The organism is Moorena sp. SIO3I6, from assembly GCF_010672095.1.
The window spans coordinates 14,687-32,321 of sequence record NZ_JAAHHU010000074.1 but is presented as its reverse complement, the minus strand read 5'-3'; the positions used below and the strand labels follow the sequence as shown (position 1 = coordinate 32,321).

Genomic DNA, 17,635 nt, shown 5'->3' with positions numbered 1-17,635 from the left:
ACGCCATAAATGATATAATCTCGGTTAGGGTCACTTTCTGCCATTGGTGTACCATTAGTATTGCGGTAGAAAAATTTAGGTTTTAATTGCTCATTAGTCATTGGTCATTCAGCAAGGGAGTAGGGAGCAGGGAATAGGGAATAGGGAATAGGGAACAGGGAATAGGTAAGGGGGAATAACCAATTTAAATGTGACGGTTAACCTCTGCCACTGATAAATTTAGTGCTTCAGCTATCTGTTCAACAGTCAAGCCTAAGCTTAATAACTGGGAAATAGCATTCTGTAGCCCTTCTTCCGCTCGTTGTCGGGCTTGAGCTTCAGCAGCTCGCTCTAACTCCGCTTGTTGTCGGGCTTGAGCTTCAGCAGCTCGCTTTAACTCCGCTTGTTGTCGGGCTTGAGCTTCAGCAGCTCGCTCTAACTCCGCTTGTTGTCGGGCTTGAGTTTCTGCGGTTTGCTCTAACTTTGCTCGTTGATAAGCTATCTCCAGTTCTTGGAAATTTAATAGCTTTTTACCCAGCTTCGGATCAAAAAATTCTAGTTTTCCCTGATGCACTTGCAGCTCTAGACCTAACACTTCACTATCAATAGAAAAATCTCCATCCCCTAAGGGCTTGCTGGGGATAGCTTGATACTTTCCCTTCACCAAACGTAATCCCTTAAGTGGCGGGTTAAGATAATCCCCGGTAGGATCATACTGAAAGTATTCTAATACTCCCATTGTTTGGTATAGTTGGCGTTTTGTGGTTTGATCACTATTCCGGCTGCTTTTTGAGGTTATTTCTAATACCCAACTGGGCAATTTTCCTCCTTCTTCCCAAGCCTTGTAGCTTCTTCGCTGTTTGTTTTCCACGCCAAAAACCACAAATACATCAGGAGAGACTACCTGATCGGGTTCTCCTTTCTGGTAGTAAATAAATAAGTTACCCGAAACATAAACATCTTCCCGATTTTTGAAATAACTTTTTAAGGCTTCTACGCCATAAATCAGATAATCCCGAGTAGGATCACTTTCTGTCATAGGTTTACCATCACTATCGGGGTAGAAAATTTCGGTTTTGAGTTCGTCAGTTATTTTAGTAATAGGTACTTTAGTCATAGGAAAGACACCTTCTGATTAAAATTGAAACTAGAAACTTGAAACTTATAGCTGATAGCTTACATTAGTGAACCTTTTCTCTATGGGGAAGAAGGGTAATGGTGAAAACACTTTCCCCATTACCCAAAGGTGTAATTGCAATCACACCGCATTACAGAATCTCTAATTACCTTAATTTGACCATCAGTAGAAAAAACAGATCACCTGTCACTGGACATTTTAGCCACTCTATGATAACGCTGCTAGCATTAACCATCGAAAACCATGGCAAGTGTGGGAAGTATGGGAGGTGTGGGAAGTGTGGGGAGAGAAGAAGAGTGTGGGGAGAGAGGGAAGTGTGGAGAGGGTGGGAACTATGGGGAGGGTGGGAAGTGTGGGGAGGGTGGGAAGTATGGGAGAATTCCTACTCCCTACTCCCTACTCCCTACTCCCTACTCCCTACCCAAGTGATAAGTACTCTAGAATAGATAAACGCTATGTTGAATCGTCGAAGGTTACTAAAGTTAAGTGTTCTTTCAGCTGCTAGTGCCTTGGGTTGGTCAGCAGTTTGCTCAAGGGTGAGAACTGAGGTTAGTAGTAGTGAAATGCCGGACTATAGCAGCACTGGAGTGACGTTATTACAAGAGACAACACCCCTTGAGGATGGCTTTTTCTTTCCGGCGGAATGGCAACCCCATGAATTTACGATCATGGTGTTTCCTCCAGCTCAGAATTGGAAAGGGTATGGTCTGAAGAAGGCAAGGCGGGAATGGGCAGCAGTGGCGAATGCTGTCAATGAGTTTGAACCGGTTTCGATGGTTGTTCATCCTCAAGACAAGGGTGTGGCTAAAGGCTTGTTGAGTTCCGATATCGAACTGATTGAGTTTCCCGTAAACGATGGCTGGGCAAGGGATTCCGGTCCGATGTTTTTGGTGAACGGCAAGGGTTCACGTCGGGTAGCTGGGTTTACTTTCAACGGTTGGGGTGGTAAGTTTCCCCCCTATCACGACGATGCTTTACTAAAGGCGCGATTGTCTCACTATCTTGATACTACCATGTACTCATCCTCTCTAGTGTTGGAGGGCGGTGGTGTGACATTAGATGGTGAAGGTACTATTATCACCACTGAGGAATGTTTACTTAACCCTAATCGCAACCCCACCATGAGTAAGTCTCAAGTTGAGAGATTGTTGAAGCACTATCTCGGGGCTGAAACCGTGGTTTGGCTAGGTCGTGGTATCGTACCTGATCCGGTGACAGATGGACATGTGGATGGGATTTGCGCATTTGCCGCACCTGGATTGGTCTTACTCCATAGCACTGATGATAGGAATGATCCAAACTACAAGATTTGTCGGGATGCTAAGCATCGATTACAACAAAGTACTGATGCTCGCGGACGTAAGTTTGAGATTGTTGAGATTCCTCTTGGCTTAGATGTTGCTCATATGAATTTTTATATTGCTAATAATGCTGTGATCGTTCCAGTTGCTGGTGACTCCAGCCAAGATGATGCTCCCCTTGCTATTCTGCGTGAGGTTTTCCCTGGGCGGAGGGTTGTTGGTGTGGATGGTCTGATTCTGGCTGAAGGTGGAGGAGGGGTTCATTGTATTACCCAACAGGTACCTGTGGCTAATGGTGTAAGCCGTCAGTCGTCAGCTGTCAGCAGTCAGTAAATTTTGGGGCAGGAAACAGGCAAGATGCCCGTTCCACCAACATGCCTGTTTTACACAAATAACTATTTAAGCAATATTTAACAAATAGTCTCTGATTTTATGACAGTTTTATATTATTAATTCCTAGATAATTTTCTTGATAATCTGCTCAAACTACAGGTTATTAACTTCAGCCTTTCAAAAGATACCATCAAATTCACCAGCCTCAAATCTTTTTCTCAATTCCTGGCGCTGAATTTTGCCGATCGCTGTTTTCGGAATCGTCTCTTTGGGAACGGGAATCAGGTAATCTGGATTTAACCCAATCGTGTTCACAACGGTTTTCCGAATTTTCGCCATGCACTGCGTTTAAGGAATTATCGTCAGTGTCAGTAGCACTGAAAAAGATTGCCAATCTATCAGTATTGTCCCCAATTATCCGAACATAATCTAACCCACCAGCGGGTCAAACAGCTTAAATGACATACACCCACCAACTCAGACAGAGGTTAAATTTCATCGGGATTAATACCCATCTCTCGTAACCGTTCTGCTAATTGTTCAGCTCGTTGTTGAGCCAGTTCAGCTCGTTGGTGTTCCTGTTCAGCTCGTTGTTGAGCCAGTTCAGCTCGTTGCCGTTCGAGTTCAGCTCGTTGCCGTTCCTGTTCAGCTCGTTGGCGTTCGAGTTCGGTTCGTTCTGCCTCAGTAGGAATCCAATTCCCCTGTTGATCATACCAACGTAGCCACAACCGATTCAATCCCCGATATTCCCCAAGCCATAGTCCTAAACCCAATTGCAACTCAGGCATCCAAAATTTGGAATTGTCTATGGTTTGGGGTTGATAGCTGCCACCATCTAACTGAAAAAGTTGTAATTCGTTACTGACTCGGTCAAAGGTAACATAGTAGGGAATTGCTAAAATTTGCTCGTACACTTCCCATTTGGTTGGTGCTTCTCCCGTTCGTTCACTGTAACCAAGGTCTTGATCTCTGGTGCTGGCAGATAGCAATTCTATGGCCACAATTGGTCTGACCTCTTCTTGCCAGATTACATAACTCATTCTGAGCTCTCTTTCCTGGTAGAATCGGGAAATCCCCACTACAGCAAACCAATCCGGTCGTTTGTACCAAGCGGTATGGTTAGGGTCATAATATAAATTTAAGTCACTGGCGACAAACACCCTTTCGCTCTCATAATTGGGAGGGCGAAATGTCTCACTACACAGTTGTGGCTGCCAAAGATGAAATTCGTCAGGCAAGCCCGGCTCCTCGGGATCTTCACTGGGTAAATCATACATGGTGGGCAGGGTTTCTTTGGCCGGATGAGGGAGAATAACCTGCTCAAATAAGGGTTTGGCAACAGACATGAGATTACCTCAATTTTTGTCCGACTCATGACTTTGATTTTAGCAACTGTCGGACTTATCGGGAGTGTGGGGAGATGGGGAGATGGGGAGATGGGGAGATTTTGGAGATCTTGACTACTGTTCCCTGTTCCCAGATCCGCTGTTCCCTACTCCCTACTCCCGACTCCCTACTCCCTACTCCCTTTCCTCTATAATGATAAATAAATCAAAAAACAACTACCAATATCATGCTGGATTGGTTAGCAGTTTGGGGAATTTCTAGTGCCGGTGGCTATCTCGCCAAAGAAGTGATCGGTCCCTTGGCCAAAGACGCTCTAGAAGACTACACCAAAGACTTCTTCAAAGAGTCTATCAAAGAGTATACTGGACTATCGGATCAAAATACCCAGAAAAAACTCTTCGGTAAAGCTTTAAAAGAATTTGTAGCTTTAGTTGAAAAGGAATTGGAAGATGCTGACCTATCCAAGCAAGAATTGAAACAATATACTAAACCCCTCAAGCAGTATATTAAGGATAAATCCATTAAAGCTATCCTAGGCAGTGCCTTTAGATATGGCTGTCAGCAACTAGATACTGAGACATTAGCTAAGACTTGGATTGAGCTTAAGTTATTACCATTACCGGAAGAATTTCGTTGGAAGTATATTGCTAGACAGTATCTCAAGCAAGTACACACTATCATCCGGGAATCGGATCAGTTACGGCCTATCCGAGATTCCCAAACTCTGGATGCGATCGCGTAGCGTAGCCCTTCGGGCTAATCGCAGAAAACACTAAAGCTACAGCAGGCATTATCCCAGACTTTGACTTAAGCACCTATCAAGAAGCACTCCTAGAGCGCTACGGTAATCTCAGCTTGGATAGTTTAGATACCAATGCTTGTGCCTATAATGAACTAAAACTCTGGAAGATATTTATCCCCCAAAATGTGCGAGAGGTTCATGACCTGATGCCGTCAGCTCTTCATGAACTTCCTAAAGATTATTATAGACAACTGGGAGACAGTGGTCAACTAGACAGGGATATTGATCAAGAGGAGTTAAAACGAGCTAAAGACCTTTATCATCAACAGCCGGTTAAATCCGTATTGGATGTTATTAATGACTCTCAAGGCTATCCCTATTTCGTAGTTTTAGGAGACCCAGGCTCCGGTAAATCTACCTTGCTGCAATATTTAGCATTAAATTGGGCAAGAACGGATATGACTACTGCCCTTTCTATACCAATTCCGTTACTGATTGAATTACGCACCTATATCCGGAATCGCGATAACGGACAGTGTAATAATTTCTTGGAATTCTGCCATCAAAGCAGTGGCTCCATCTGTCATTTCAATCAACATCAACTTCATGACCAGTTAAAGGCTGGTAAAGTATTAGTGATGTTTGTTCGCGTAGCGTGGCCAACGGCCATGGTTTGGATGAAGTCTTTGAGCCAGGGAAACGAGACGATGTAATTACGGATATTCATCGCTTTACCAATACCTATCCTAAGGTAAGAGTAATTGTTACATCTCGCGTCATTGGTTATAAACCCCAACGGCTACGAAATGCTGAATTTCGTCATGTTATGCTCCAAGACTTGGAGTCGGAACAAATTCAAACCTTTATCGAGCACTGGCATGAGTTAACCTTTACGAATCAAGCCGATAAAGTTAGGAAACAGGAGCGCTTACAAAAAGCAATAGACACATCCTCCCCGATTCGACAACTAGCGGTAAATCCCCTATTACTAACTATGATGGCAATCCTGAACCGCAATCAAGAATTGCCTCGTGACCGCTCTGAACTCTATAACCAAGCGTCTCGATTACTGCTTTATCAATGGGATGTGGAACGAGCATTACTAGAAGATAATCGTCTTGACCCGAAGACTATTGATTATCAAGATAAGCAACAGATGCTAGGAAAAGTGGCATATTTCATGCAGGGAAATCAAGCAGGGTTAGCGGGAAATCTGATTAGTGGAGAGGATTTAGAAAGGATTATAAAAGAGGAGCTGAAATTACGAGACGTTACTAATCCCAGAGCCGTTGCTAAGGTAATGATTAATCAGTTGCGCACCCGCAATTTTATTTTATGTTTCATGGGAGCCGATTACTACGCCTTTGTGCATCGGACATTTTTGGAATATTTCTGTGCTTGGGAATTTGTCAGTAAATTTGAAAAAAAACAGGAGATTTCCCTAGAACAGTTACAAACCGAGGTCTTTGGTCAGCACTGGCGGGATGAATCTTGGCATGAAGTGCTCAGGTTGATTGTGGGCATGATTGATTCCAAGAAAGGTGGAGAGATTATTGAGTATTTGATGGCACAAGATGGAGAAGGTGATGAGTTTAAAAATTTATTTTTGGCAGCAGATTGTTTGTCTGAGGTTAGGAATCGGTATGAAATTAAATCAACGGATACTCGATTAATGAATTGCTTCAAAAATTTAATTCATTATGATCTAAATTATACTTATAACAAGTATGGACATCAGGCATTATTATTCCGTCATATTCGCACTCAAGCTGTTGTAGCAGTAGCCACCCATTGGCAAGACCATCGAGATACCTTACCCCTACTTCAAATATGGGCTCGCTCCGATAAAGATTCGAGGGTGAGAGTTACAGCAATTGAACAGTTAGCTCAATGTTACAAAGACCATCGAGATACCTTACCCATACTTCAACAATCCGCTCGCTCTGATCAAGATTCGAGCGTGCGACTTACAGCAATTCAACAGTTAGTTGAAGGTTACAAATACCACCCAGATACCTTACCCATACTTCAACAATCCGCTCGCTCTGATCAAGATTCGAGCGTGCGACTTACAGCAATTCAACAGTTAGTTGAAGGTTACAAATACCATCGAGATACCTTAGCCATACTTCAACAATCCGCTCGCTCTGATCAAGATTCGAGGGTCCGACGTACAGCAATTAGACAGTTAGCTCAAGGTTACAAAAACCATCAAAATACCTTAGTCCTACTTCAACAATCGGCTCGCTCTGATAAAGATTCCTGGGTGCGACGTACAGCAATTGAACAGCTAGCTCAAGGTTGGCCAGACCAGCTTTGATTATGAGAATTTTTATGCGATCGCTCTTAGCGGAAGCTTCGCTTCATCGCGTAGCGGCTCTTTCAGAGTATCGCAGTCTCAATGACCCCTTTGAGCGTGATCAAGACCAGGATTACGACAATGTCAATCCTCGACAAGTAGCCCTTAATGCCATCCTCGAATATTATCCTAACCATTCCCAAACCCGGTCTTTATTGCAGGATAGAGCAGAGCATGAACCCGATTATCGACTGCGATGGTTTGCTCAAGAGAAATTAGCAAAATTACGGTAGTTCTGATAGTAATCAAGTACACAGGATTTTTTACCTGTTCCCTGTTTCCTAAAATTCTCAACTTGTTTACTTCACCCAATTGATAACTGCTATCTATTATCAATAAGCTCTTAAAAAGGCTTGATAAGTATTATGAAATATAGTAAATTGCTTAACAGCCAGTAAAGCACTCCCAAAGTCTAAAACCTTGGGAGAGTCATTTTAGGTTACATTAAATCCAGTCTAGCATCCCTGTTTGAATTGTGAAAATCAAACCATGGGAATAGATTAGAATTTAGAATTTAGAATTTAGAATTTAGAATTTAGAATTTGTAAGCAGGTACACAAAAATGATTACACATTTTACAAAAACCAAAGCCTTACAATGTAAGGATTACATAAATTGAGAGTAGGTAATTAATTCTGTGTAGGTGTTTAATTCTACATTCTTAATTCTACATTCTTAATTCTACATTCTTAATTCTACATTCTTAATTCTACATTCTTAATTCTACATTCTTAATTCTAAATTCTACATTTTTAATTCGAGAACAATCGCTCCAATAACGGTTTAGGAATTGTCTCGAAATCCTCCAACAACAAATCCATAATGGCCAGATGGCGCAAGTGACCAGGAGTCGGAGGGTAACAGCGACGACTGGTGTTAAACCAGCCGTTAACAGTGTGAACGGAACAAGAGCAGATTAAAGCCATCTCTTCCCGACTCAAGTCCCACTTACTGTAAAACCGTTGCGGTGTCATACCCAATTCGCAGTAACTATACAGTCGGATTAGGATTTGCTCTCGCTCAGTGATGGGATAGGGATAGGAATTCTCGCCCTTTAACTCCCTCTGTTGTGCAAGCTGTTCAAGGCGCTCCATTGTGCTACGCACACGCTACGCGAACGCTTCGTGATAATCGATGGAATGATAAACAAATCGTTTTTTTGCCATTATTATAGAATTACCTCCATGTAACTTGGGGGGGAGAGCCGCGCTTCCAGGTTGGTGGCCGATGAGCGCGGCTCTTTTTCCAATGAATATATTGTAACCAATGGCTACTATTATTGTCAACAATAAAACCAAAAAAATCAATAAAATTATCAAATTGTTTAATAAATAGTTACAATCTAACGATTAGAAGGGTAATTTTTTTAGCTAATAGCTGTATTCTGGATCATGGCAGTATAAACTTAGTGATTGCCCCAAGTTTAAAATTTACTTGTCAAGGTAGGGAACAGGAATCCCCCCTAATATCAAGTCAGGTTGAATACCCATAATTAGAGGGAGGGTGGCAAGTGTGGGAAGTGTGGGAAGTGTGGGGAGGGTGGGAAGTCTGGGGAGATAGGGAGATGGGGAGATGGGGAGATGAGGAGATGAGGAGATGGGTAATTGGTAGCGAAGCAACCGTTAACCTTTGACCAACCTTTGACCAACCTTGGCCAAAAGGCCACGCTACGCGAACGACCAACCTTGGCCAAAAGGCCACGCTACGCGAACGACTAACCTTGGCCAAAAGGCCACGCTACGGAACCTGCAACCTTGGCCAAAAGGCCACGCGTGCGCGTTCAACCCAACCTGCAACCTTCAACCTGCAACCTTAAACCTTCGTAGGATACTCTTGAATGTTCTCATCAAAAAACCCGGTCAAGACCGGGAAAATTGCTGAAAAACCAATCAACTTACCAAAGCTTGGCTTTATTACAAAAAATCGTGGAATGTTTGGAAGCCCCGTCTATGAACGGGCAGGGTGCTGACCCTTGATGACCTTTAGACTGAAAAGAGAAAACACTCCCACACCTTGTACCCTTTTTTGAGATCCTAAAAGGTCATCAATTATTAACATTCCCAGACTAGGGCCAGCTCAGAAACCTTCTATGTGACTATCTGATAATGTTACAGGTGAGGGGGCAAGCGGCATAAACCGGAGTCTGGATCAGATCAGGCTCGCCATGTAGCCAATTTAACCAACGAACTTCCTGAGGATGAACCCCCTTAAAGGTTAAGACTCCTGCACCTAATACCACTGCTAAAACATTTACTCCAATCAAACTCCCTGCTACGAGTAATACAGCACTAACCGGCAGAATCGATTGTAGAGCGATCGCTAACAAAGAGCCGGTGGTCACCATCAATACAATCAACGGAAAACCGACAACCAGTAAGCAAACTGCCAAGGTAAATGCCCAAATTAAAAAGCTTTTGACCACTGCTAATGAATCAGTTTGTGTCAAGCTTTGACTTGTGGTTAATGCCATGGTGTTTTCTCCAGTAATCATTAAAAAAAATGAATTGACAGTGTCTGCCCTTGATTGACAGGGTCTGTCCTTGAGTAAATTCTTTGATTTGAAATTTTCTAGGTGAGTTCAAGTATAGGTAAAATTTTGATGAAGATGAACCTTTTGTCAAAAAAGTTTACAGTCAACTCGTCCGACCTATGTATCAAAATTGTTACAATCGTTAAAAGCCGGAAATTATTGGTTATCTTAAGACAGACCGATAATCTACCATTAGACAGATGAATCAATTTTTCATCGCTGATACATAGACCGAAGATATAGACCCAATCAGTTATAGCGTTATAGTTAGAGTTATATAGACCGAATCAGTTATAGAGTCGCAAGAACAAGAAAGGGAGCTAGGGTCGGGCATCGGATCAGGATGGGTGAGGGTTTGAATCCGATTTGCTTAACATTTGTTATAATTTGCTTAATATATATTATCCAAATTGAGGAGTTTTATCATATTAAGCATAATTACTGATAATTACGCTTAATTACTCATATTAGGTATTTGTGATTAGGTATTTGTGATTAAGACTTCCCCCCCGTCCCTTGGTCAACCCTAATCTTAGGGGTGCTTTGAATCTTAGGGGCGCTTTGCTTGCGCCCTCACGGCTTGGTCTGGGCCCTCACGGTGATCTTAAATCTGGTTTTGAGCAGGGGAGAGGGTTTTAGAGTTTTTGCTGCTTACTCAAAAATAAACAATCACAAACAATAACAAACAATTAGATGGTGACAGCTAAGGAATTTCAAAACATACATAGTCCTATAAACACATCACCTCATCACCATTTATAGCTCGAAGACATGAAATTAGTGTATAGCGTTTCTTATACTTATCAGGTACACTCAAATTTCTTACCCCGACTCCCTACTGCCGACTCCCTACTCCCTACTCCCTACTCCCTACTTCCTACTCCCTACTCCCTACTCCCTACTCCCTACTGCCATTAACCCAGGACGAAAATCCCTTACCTAAGGTAGAACTGTTATAAGTTATACTCAACCCTAACTGTTGGGAAAACTTAATGTAAGAGTTTGTAAAATAAATTCTCGTAGCCCAACTGTAGTTGGTAGTTGAAAGATGACAGACCCACAGCGTTCACCCCGCATTGCACCAGCACCACCGCCTTTGAATGTAGCGTCTAGACCAGTATCTGCTCAAGCCAATCAATCAAGACCTGCACAACCAAGAGCCATGGCTCCAAGAAGCCGTCAAGCCGGTGCCCCAGTAGCCTCACGCCCTCGCCCTGTGGCCACAGCAGCTCAGAATTCAGCCACTAAGGTCCAAGCCAAACCATCCGCCAATCAGCACCAGCAGACACCCAGTAACATCGGTCTGCCTCCTGGACAGTCAAGCTTAGAAAGCATTGTCCGTCAGGCCTTTGAGAAAGGAATTTCTGATATTCATCTAGGTGTTGGTGAAACTCCCCGTTTCCGGAATCGTGGGGAAATGGAGCCAACGGAGTATCCAGTCACAGATCAGGCAACATTTAGCTGTTGGCTCAAGGAAATACTGACTGATGAAGAAATCCGACGCTTTAGAGAAGAGTTGGAATTTGATGGGGCAACTCAGTACGAGTTTAGTCGGGTCAGGATTAATATCTTCGATAGTCTTCTTGGTCCTGCCATGGTCTTGCGGATTATTCCCCTGAAGATATTGACCCTTGAGCAGTTGCGGTTGCCTGCAATCCTGAAAGATGTCTGTCACTACCATAAAGGTCTCATTTTGGTCACCGGTCCGACAGGTTCCGGAAAATCTACCAGCATGGCCGCCATGATAGACTATATGAACAAAGAGATGCCGCGACATATAATTACCATTGAAGACCCCATTGAATTTATCCACCAAAGTCGGAAATCTCTGATTAAACAGCGGGAAGTAGGAATGCATACCCGTAAATTTGACCGGGCCTTGAAAGCTGCTTTGCGGGAAGACCCCGATGTGATTCTGATTGGGGAAATGCGAGACCGAGAAACAGTCAATACAGCTCTGAAGGCTGCTCAAACTGGTCATTTGGTCATGGGTACTTTGCATACCAACAGTGCGGTCAAAACCATTGAGCGGATTCTCAATCTCTACAATCCAGAAGAACAGCCTCCCATGCGGGTGGCTATATCAGAAGCCCTAGTGGCAGTGATTTCCCAAGGGTTGTGTCGTACTACCGATGGCAAGCGTGCTGCTTTCCATGACATCCTGATTAATACTGAATCCATTAAGGATTACATCCTCAAGGGCAAATACGAAGAAATTGAACAACTGATGGCGGACAGTGAATTTGACGGTATGGTTACTGTAAATAAATCCTTGTTCGCTCTTTACCAAGAGGGGCGTATTACTGAGGAAACTGCCTTGGAAAAGTCACCCACTCCCAACGAGATCGCAATGATGTTGCGCGGTCGGATCTAGGGATTAGCCACACTTGTATTAGGGATTAGGAATTAGGGATCAACACTTAACCCCTAATTCCTAATCCCTAACCCCTAAAACCATTACCTAAAACCTAACACTTAAAGTATTAAAATAATTTTGACATAGTACTAGCATATGCTGGATGAAACCCCCTCGCCCCAACTGTTTAAAGGTATTGCTATATTTACACCAGGGGAAGATCTAGTATATAGCATTGACTTTAATAAGCAGAGTCACTGGCATCTGCATCTGTGTGCGAGTTTACAGGAAATACTGGGGTTACCAGAGCCACCTCATTTTTTAGTCCCGGGATATACTGCCACCATTGATCGGTGGATGGACTCTCAAACCAATCAGTTGCGCATGTCAGCAGAAATTCATTGGTTGGTGCAACATCATCAGGCATTGTTAAATGCAGTATTTGGCACAGACAACCTGATTTGGCAAGTAGCCCCTTGGGAGGAAGAGTCCTGTGACCCGGCGGTGCTAGAAACTTATCGCAATCAGTTTCCCCAACTCTGGGAAAACCATGACTTGATCCTGCGCATTGACCGCCCAGAGCCATTATCCTACTGCGATACAGAAGACGTTTTGCCAGAAAGGGTTACTAACCAAAACTCTGGCAGATCTTCACCTCAGGAGCATTTGAGAGCTATGGAAAAGCTGCCCGTTTTATCTAAGTCTACCACTGATAGTACAGACTCACTGACTGTCACCGATGTCACCAAACCTGATTCTTTATCCAGGATATCCTTGCCTGATGTGTCTCACTCCCAGGCACAACCTACCCATAGCTATGTCCTGCGTTTGTTCGTTTCCGGACATAGTACAGAAACTGAGTATACTCTCAAGAGTCTATACCAGTTGTTAGAGAATCATTTAGGTCATCCCTATACCCTAAAAATTATTGATGTTTTCAAGCACCCAGAACTGGCAGAAACTGATCAGATCTCGGCTACACCAACACTACTCAGAGTATGGCCCGAGCCTGTCCGGCGGATTATCGGTGATTTGAATGATATTGATCAGGTATTGCAGAGATTAACCAGCAATATAGTTAACTCCTCAGCACTTAAGCAATAAGCTTTTAATCGGTAATTTTAATCGGTAATAGCTCATATAGCAGTTCTCAATACCAAATTGAGAACTGCTATATGTTACTTTTGTTTAGCAGCAGCTTTCTTTTTGGTCTTTTTGGTCTTTTTGCTAGCATTGGCAGCTTTTTTAGCCGCTTTGGCCGCAGCGATCGCTTTTAACCGAGCTTCTTCTTTTTCCTGGGCAATCTTTTCGAGATAGTAGTGGTAATCTCCCAGATAGGTGCAGAATTCGCCATCCCGAATTTCCACAATTTTGTTTGCCACTTTCGAGATAAAATAGCGGTCGTGGGAAACAATAATTACTGTACCATCATAGGCCGCGAGTGCTTCCTCCAACATTTCTTTGGCTGGGATATCCAGGTGATTAGTAGGCTCATCCAGAATTAGTAAATTAGCGGGAGAAAGGAGCATTTTGGCTAAGGCCAGGCGGGCTTTTTCGCCTCCACTAAGGGACTCAACCTTTTTATATACCGTGTCCCCAGTAAACAGAAACCGTCCCAATAGGGTACGCACTTCCTGATTTTTCCAGTCTGGGACTTCATCATGGATGGTTTCCATGACCGTTTTGCTTAATTCTAGGGCTTCTGCTTGATTCTGCTCAAAGTAACCAGGAATGACATTGTGTTTGCCCAGTCCTACTATTCCTTCTGTGGGCTGTTCCATTGCCATGATCATCCGAAGTAAGGTGGATTTACCGCAACCATTGGGACCGATGAAGGCTATGCGATCGCCCCGTTCAATCAACAAGTCTGCTCCCAGAAATAAAATCTTGTCATCATAGTCATGGACTAAATCCTTGATTTTGACTACCTCAAGACCACTACGAGGGGCATCAGGGAATTGGAATTTGAGGGTTTTGAGATTAGCAGTCGGGGCTTCTATCCGTTCAGTTTTTTCTAATTGTTTCTCTCGGCTTTTGGCTTGGGTAGACCGGGTTGCACTAGCACGGAAACGCTCAATAAAGGCTTGCTGCTTCTCTATTTCCTTTTGTTGACGCTCGTAGCTACTCAGTTGAGCTGCCTGCATCTCGGCTTTCTGCTGCAGATAAGCTGAGTAATTGCCTAGGTAGGTAGTCGAGACACCCCGTTCGGTTTCTACAATTTGGGTGCAGAGGCGGTCAAGAAACTCCCGGTCGTGAGATACTATTACCATTGGGGTCTTCAGACCCTTGAGATACTTTTCTAACCATTCGATGGTTTCCAAGTCAAGATGGTTAGTCGGCTCGTCCATCAGTAGGACGTCTGGCTTCTGGAGCAGGATTTTGCCTAAACTCATGCGCATTTGCCAGCCACCACTGAAAGCACTCACTAAGCGATCGCTATCCTCTGGCTCAAATCCCATCTCTGGCAAGATCTTGTCAATTTTTGCTTGTAAGCCATAACCATCAAGGGCTTCAAATTGGCGCTGCCACCTATCTAGCTTTCTAATCAGTCCTTCTAATTCTGCTTCATCAGCCATTTCCATGGCGTTTTGCACTTGTAGCATTTCCTCGTGTACGTGGTTAGCTTCCTTAAATACCGTCCAGAATTCTGCTGAGACCGTGCGGGTTGGGTCTACTTCAAATTCTTGGGTGAGGTAAGCGATATGAAGACTGGCAGGACGGATAACAACGCCGCTGGTGGGTTCCATCTCTCCAGCAATAATTTTCAGTTGGGTAGATTTCCCGGCACCATTGACGCCAACTAAGCCAATGCGATCGCCTGGTTTAACTTCCCAGTTGACATCCTTTAGAACTTCGCCAGTGGGGTATACTTTACTAATGTGTTCGAGTCGCAGCATTAAGATGTCTCCAAGGAAAATTTTAGCTGGGGACTTTTAGTCCTGATCCCAAGTTGCTGTCGGGTTGACTACAGAAGTTTGGTTGACAGGGATGCCCCTTTTCTTTTGACCATTAGTCCTTCTCAGTTTTCCCGTCTACAGCAGATTATCCCTGGAAACCGCCACCTACAGTAGACCTCTTGCATCAATGGTGCCAAGCCCCGATTATCCCCTGCCCAGACTTGGGGAGCTAGGGGGGCAAAAGGATGATTGATGCAATAAGTCTAGTGATAGAGTTTACGATCCAGGATGTTTTCGGTTATCGTAACAAAAATTCATCATGTCTGGTAGTACCCGAAAGTCAAGGGAATAGGGAACTTCAGCTCGGGTAACCGGGAACATTAATCTACTCTGTCAGCAGAATCCCCGCGTCTAATGACCGGGGAGTATCAACTAAGATTCCCGTTCCGCCAACTCCATCCAACGCTCAGTTGCTGTATCAATTTCCTGAGTCAATGCCTCTAAGGTCTGATAAAGTTTCTGGACTTCACTGGTGTTTTTGGGAGGGGATTGATAAAGGGTTTTCTCCAACTCAGCTTTCTGAGCTTCCAGTTGGGGAATCTGACTTTCGAGTTTCTCAAATTCCCGCCTTTCCCAATTAGACAGCCGACGGGGTTTGCTATTACTCGATGATTTTTTATTGGACGCCTCGACCTTAGAGGATTCAGGCTTTTTACTTTGAGTCTGAGCCATCTGTTGGGCTAGTTTTGCCTCTTCTTCTCGCTTTTTATCGATATAAAGGGAATAATTACCAGGATACTGACGTATGTTACCCTCAGATTCAAAGGCAAAGATTTTATCTACGGTGCGGTCTAGGAAATAGCGGTCGTGGGAGACAATAATCACACAACCATTAAACCCCTCTAGATACTCTTCCAGTACAGCTAGAGTTTGTACATCTAAATCATTAGTGGGCTCGTCAAGAATAAGTACATTGGGAGAACTCATCAGTACTTGCAACAGAAACAAGCGACGTTTCTCACCGCCGGAAAGCTTATGAATTGGTGCATACTGTTGGGTAGGAGGAAATAAGAAACGCTCCAGCATCTGTGAGGCAGTAATCAATGTGCCATCAGCGGTTGTCACATACTCGGCTACGTCTTTAAGGTAATCAATTACCCGCTGATTTTGATTAAGAGCTTCCAGCAAATCCTCTGAATGCTGGTCAAAGTAACCGATATAAATGGTAGACCCAATTTCAACGTTACCAGAATCGGGCTGAATGCGTGCAGTAATAATATCCATTAGGGTAGATTTCCCTACCCCATTGCCACCAATGATGCCAACTCGGTCATCGGGACTAAATTCGTAGGTAAAATCTTTGACCATAATTCTACCGTCATAGCCTTTAGAAACATTGTCTAACTCAATGACTTTCTTGCCAATTCGACGACCAGGGGTAGAAATTTCCACTTTACCCTGAGCTTGTTTAAACTCCTTGGCTTGCATGTCGTGAATACGGTCAATTCGAGCTTTTTGCTTGGTACTGCGAGCCTTTGGCCCCCGTTTGAGCCATTCTAACTCTCGGCGCAATACCCCTTGATGTTTCCGTTGAGTGCTGATGGCTGATTCTTCAGCTAAAGCTTTTTTCTCTAAATAGTAGGAATAGTTGCCAGAGTATGTATACAGGTCTCCCCGGTCAATTTCGATAATGCGGTTGGTGACCTGGTCTAGAAAATAGCGGTCGTGAGTAATCAGTAATATTGCTCCACGATAACTATTTAGGTAACTCTGTAACCACTCTACGGACATAGCATCGAGATGGTTTGTGGGCTCATCCATTAACAATACTTCTGGTTCCGCTAGCAAGGCGGCTGCTAATGCAATCCGTTTACGATAGCCACCAGACAACTGACCAATGGGAGCATCAAAATCAACTATTCCTAATTTACTTAGAATAATTTTTGCTTTTGTTTCTACTTCCCAAGCTCCTGTGGCATCCATCTGCTGGGTTATAGTTGAGAGCTGTGCTAGCAGTTGGTTATCTTCGGGATTGTGAGCCAATTTCTGGGAAAGTTCTTCATACTCACGAATCAGAGTCATCTGCTGACCACTATCAGCAAACACTTGCTCTAAAACGGTGTGATTGTCATCTAAGTATGGTTGTTGGGGTAAGTAAACAATTTTAGTTTTGGGATTAATGGAGAGTTGACCAGCATCAATGGGCTCAAGACCAGCAATTATTTTTAATAGGGTGGATTTACCTGAACCATTAGTGCCAATTAGACCAACTTTATCCATAGGATCTAGACTAAAGCTAGCTTCTTTCAGGATTTCTTTAATCCCAAAGTCTTTGCGAACGGATTGTAGGGTGAAAATACTCATGGAAACTTTATAGGAAAGGAAGTAGGGAGTAGGGAGTAGGGAGTAGGGAGTAGGGAGTAGGGGGTAGGGAGTAGGGAACAGAAATATGTCTTATATCAAGTCTGGTTGAATACCATAATTAAGGGGCGCGGGGAGATGGGGAGATGGGGAGATGGGGAGATGGGGAGATGGGCGAGGTTTTTATTAAGGGTAATTATCCTGACATGATATTAAGCTTTACTTCGATTGCTATCAATTGATTTTTAAAAAACCCGTTTTCTATATAGAAAACGGGTTTTTGTAGTTGTAA

19 protein-coding genes are annotated in these 17,635 nt (G+C 43.5%); 12 read left to right on the top strand and 7 right to left on the bottom strand.

What is annotated here, in order from left to right:
• Window positions 1-184: 184 nt before the first annotated feature.
• Entirely contained in the window at window positions 185-1,096 is a 912-nt protein-coding gene (locus F6K49_RS20885) for a Uma2 family endonuclease (RefSeq protein WP_293099712.1), read from the bottom strand.
• 264 nt (window positions 1,097-1,360) lie between these two features.
• On the opposite strand from F6K49_RS20885, the gene F6K49_RS20880 reads away from it, so the two are divergent.
• Together F6K49_RS20880 and F6K49_RS20875 are read left to right on the top strand one after the other, a co-directional pair.
• Entirely contained in the window at window positions 1,361-1,546 is a 186-nt protein-coding gene (locus tag F6K49_RS20880) for a hypothetical protein (RefSeq protein WP_293060070.1), read from the top strand.
• 26 nt (window positions 1,547-1,572) lie between these two features.
• The gene (locus F6K49_RS20875; protein ID WP_293099709.1) at window positions 1,573-2,751 is read left to right on the top strand and encodes an agmatine/peptidylarginine deiminase; all 1,179 of its coding nucleotides are present in this window, start codon (window positions 1,573-1,575) and stop codon (window positions 2,749-2,751) included.
• A gap of 177 nt (window positions 2,752-2,928) precedes the next feature.
• On the opposite strand, the gene F6K49_RS20870 is transcribed toward F6K49_RS20875, so the two are convergent.
• Window positions 2,929-3,090 carry a hypothetical protein gene (locus tag F6K49_RS20870; RefSeq protein ID WP_293017640.1) on the bottom strand — a complete coding sequence of 54 codons (162 nt, stop codon included), beginning with the start codon at window positions 3,088-3,090 and terminating at the stop codon, window positions 2,929-2,931.
• A 149-nt stretch (window positions 3,091-3,239) separates the two neighbouring features.
• Window positions 3,240-4,097, bottom strand: a complete 858-nt coding sequence (locus tag F6K49_RS20865; RefSeq protein ID WP_293099706.1) for a Uma2 family endonuclease — start codon at window positions 4,095-4,097, stop codon at window positions 3,240-3,242.
• Between the two features lie 82 nt (window positions 4,098-4,179).
• On the opposite strand from F6K49_RS20865, the gene F6K49_RS20860 reads away from it, so the two are divergent.
• From F6K49_RS20860 to F6K49_RS20840, 5 genes are all read left to right on the top strand, one after another.
• The gene (locus F6K49_RS20860) at window positions 4,180-4,359 is read left to right on the top strand and encodes a hypothetical protein (RefSeq protein ID WP_293099703.1); all 180 of its coding nucleotides are present in this window, start codon (window positions 4,180-4,182) and stop codon (window positions 4,357-4,359) included.
• Window positions 4,325-4,840 (top strand): hypothetical protein, encoded by a 516-nt coding sequence (locus F6K49_RS20855; protein WP_293099700.1) that lies wholly within the window; start codon window positions 4,325-4,327, stop codon window positions 4,838-4,840. The genes F6K49_RS20860 and F6K49_RS20855 overlap by 35 nt, the downstream gene beginning before the upstream one ends.
• Before the next feature lie 113 nt (window positions 4,841-4,953).
• The gene (locus tag F6K49_RS20850) at window positions 4,954-5,553 is read left to right on the top strand and encodes an NACHT domain-containing protein (RefSeq protein ID WP_293099697.1); all 600 of its coding nucleotides are present in this window, start codon (window positions 4,954-4,956) and stop codon (window positions 5,551-5,553) included.
• Window positions 5,496-7,160 (top strand): HEAT repeat domain-containing protein, encoded by a 1,665-nt coding sequence (locus F6K49_RS20845; protein WP_293099694.1) that lies wholly within the window; start codon window positions 5,496-5,498, stop codon window positions 7,158-7,160. Before F6K49_RS20850 ends, F6K49_RS20845 begins: the two co-directional genes overlap by 58 nt.
• Window positions 7,161-7,162: 2 nt before the next feature.
• Complete coding sequence (locus tag F6K49_RS20840) at window positions 7,163-7,432, top strand: hypothetical protein (RefSeq protein ID WP_293099691.1); 270 nt, start codon at window positions 7,163-7,165, stop codon at window positions 7,430-7,432.
• A 519-nt stretch (window positions 7,433-7,951) separates the two neighbouring features.
• On the opposite strand, the gene F6K49_RS20835 is transcribed toward F6K49_RS20840, so the two are convergent.
• Entirely contained in the window at window positions 7,952-8,293 is a 342-nt protein-coding gene (locus F6K49_RS20835; RefSeq protein WP_293082261.1) for a hypothetical protein, read from the bottom strand.
• A 416-nt stretch (window positions 8,294-8,709) separates the two neighbouring features.
• Here F6K49_RS20835 and F6K49_RS20830 point away from each other — a divergent pair, with 416 nt between their 5' ends.
• Window positions 8,710-8,832, top strand: coding sequence for a hypothetical protein (locus F6K49_RS20830; RefSeq protein ID WP_293017651.1), 123 nt, complete (start codon window positions 8,710-8,712; stop codon window positions 8,830-8,832).
• Window positions 8,833-8,849: 17 nt separating this feature from the next.
• Window positions 8,850-9,080, top strand: a complete 231-nt coding sequence (locus F6K49_RS20825) for a hypothetical protein (protein WP_293045141.1) — start codon at window positions 8,850-8,852, stop codon at window positions 9,078-9,080.
• Between the two features lie 214 nt (window positions 9,081-9,294).
• Here the strand turns inward: F6K49_RS20825 and F6K49_RS20820 are convergent, their stop codons facing one another.
• A complete protein-coding gene (locus F6K49_RS20820; protein ID WP_293017653.1) occupies window positions 9,295-9,669 on the bottom strand; it encodes a hypothetical protein in 375 nt (124 codons plus the stop codon).
• 831 nt (window positions 9,670-10,500) lie between these two features.
• On the opposite strand from F6K49_RS20820, the gene F6K49_RS20815 reads away from it, so the two are divergent.
• The 3 genes from F6K49_RS20815 to F6K49_RS20805 all read left to right on the top strand — a co-directional run bounded on the left by F6K49_RS20815 (window position 10,501) and on the right by F6K49_RS20805 (window position 13,189).
• On the top strand, window positions 10,501-10,647 hold the full coding sequence (locus F6K49_RS20815; RefSeq protein ID WP_293099687.1) for a hypothetical protein: 147 nt from the start codon (window positions 10,501-10,503) through the stop codon (window positions 10,645-10,647).
• A gap of 130 nt (window positions 10,648-10,777) precedes the next feature.
• Window positions 10,778-12,103 carry a PilT/PilU family type 4a pilus ATPase gene (locus F6K49_RS20810; RefSeq protein WP_293045137.1) on the top strand — a complete coding sequence of 442 codons (1,326 nt, stop codon included), beginning with the start codon at window positions 10,778-10,780 and terminating at the stop codon, window positions 12,101-12,103.
• A gap of 138 nt (window positions 12,104-12,241) precedes the next feature.
• Window positions 12,242-13,189: a circadian clock KaiB family protein gene (locus F6K49_RS20805; protein ID WP_293017656.1), complete on the top strand. Its 948-nt coding sequence runs from the start codon at window positions 12,242-12,244 to the stop codon at window positions 13,187-13,189.
• Window positions 13,190-13,263: 74 nt separating this feature from the next.
• Here the strand turns inward: F6K49_RS20805 and F6K49_RS20800 are convergent, their stop codons facing one another.
• Both F6K49_RS20800 and F6K49_RS20795 read right to left on the bottom strand, forming a co-directional pair.
• A complete protein-coding gene (locus F6K49_RS20800; RefSeq protein ID WP_293082264.1) occupies window positions 13,264-14,982 on the bottom strand; it encodes an ABC-F family ATP-binding cassette domain-containing protein in 1,719 nt (572 codons plus the stop codon).
• Window positions 14,983-15,414: 432 nt separating this feature from the next.
• A complete protein-coding gene (locus F6K49_RS20795) occupies window positions 15,415-17,346 on the bottom strand; it encodes an ABC-F family ATP-binding cassette domain-containing protein (RefSeq protein WP_293099682.1) in 1,932 nt (643 codons plus the stop codon).
• Window positions 17,347-17,635 lie beyond the last annotated feature (289 nt).

Coding starts and splice junctions, on each gene's coding strand:
- F6K49_RS20885 (WP_293099712.1), bottom strand. CDS start 1,096: ATGACTAAAGTACCTATTACTAAAATAACTGACGAACTCAAAACCGAA.
- F6K49_RS20880 (WP_293060070.1), top strand. CDS start 1,361: ATGGCAAGTGTGGGAAGTATGGGAGGTGTGGGAAGTGTGGGGAGAGAA.
- F6K49_RS20875 (WP_293099709.1), top strand. CDS start 1,573: ATGTTGAATCGTCGAAGGTTACTAAAGTTAAGTGTTCTTTCAGCTGCT.
- F6K49_RS20870 (WP_293017640.1), bottom strand. CDS start 3,090: ATGGCGAAAATTCGGAAAACCGTTGTGAACACGATTGGGTTAAATCCA.
- F6K49_RS20865 (WP_293099706.1), bottom strand. CDS start 4,097: ATGTCTGTTGCCAAACCCTTATTTGAGCAGGTTATTCTCCCTCATCCG.
- F6K49_RS20860 (WP_293099703.1), top strand. CDS start 4,180: ATGGGGAGATGGGGAGATTTTGGAGATCTTGACTACTGTTCCCTGTTC.
- F6K49_RS20855 (WP_293099700.1), top strand. CDS start 4,325: ATGCTGGATTGGTTAGCAGTTTGGGGAATTTCTAGTGCCGGTGGCTAT.
- F6K49_RS20840 (WP_293099691.1), top strand. CDS start 7,163: ATGAGAATTTTTATGCGATCGCTCTTAGCGGAAGCTTCGCTTCATCGC.
- F6K49_RS20835 (WP_293082261.1), bottom strand. CDS start 8,293: ATGGAGCGCCTTGAACAGCTTGCACAACAGAGGGAGTTAAAGGGCGAG.
- F6K49_RS20820 (WP_293017653.1), bottom strand. CDS start 9,669: ATGGCATTAACCACAAGTCAAAGCTTGACACAAACTGATTCATTAGCA.
- F6K49_RS20815 (WP_293099687.1), top strand. CDS start 10,501: ATGAAATTAGTGTATAGCGTTTCTTATACTTATCAGGTACACTCAAAT.
- F6K49_RS20810 (WP_293045137.1), top strand. CDS start 10,778: ATGACAGACCCACAGCGTTCACCCCGCATTGCACCAGCACCACCGCCT.
- F6K49_RS20805 (WP_293017656.1), top strand. CDS start 12,242: ATGCTGGATGAAACCCCCTCGCCCCAACTGTTTAAAGGTATTGCTATA.
- F6K49_RS20800 (WP_293082264.1), bottom strand. CDS start 14,982: ATGCTGCGACTCGAACACATTAGTAAAGTATACCCCACTGGCGAAGTT.
- F6K49_RS20795 (WP_293099682.1), bottom strand. CDS start 17,346: ATGAGTATTTTCACCCTACAATCCGTTCGCAAAGACTTTGGGATTAAA.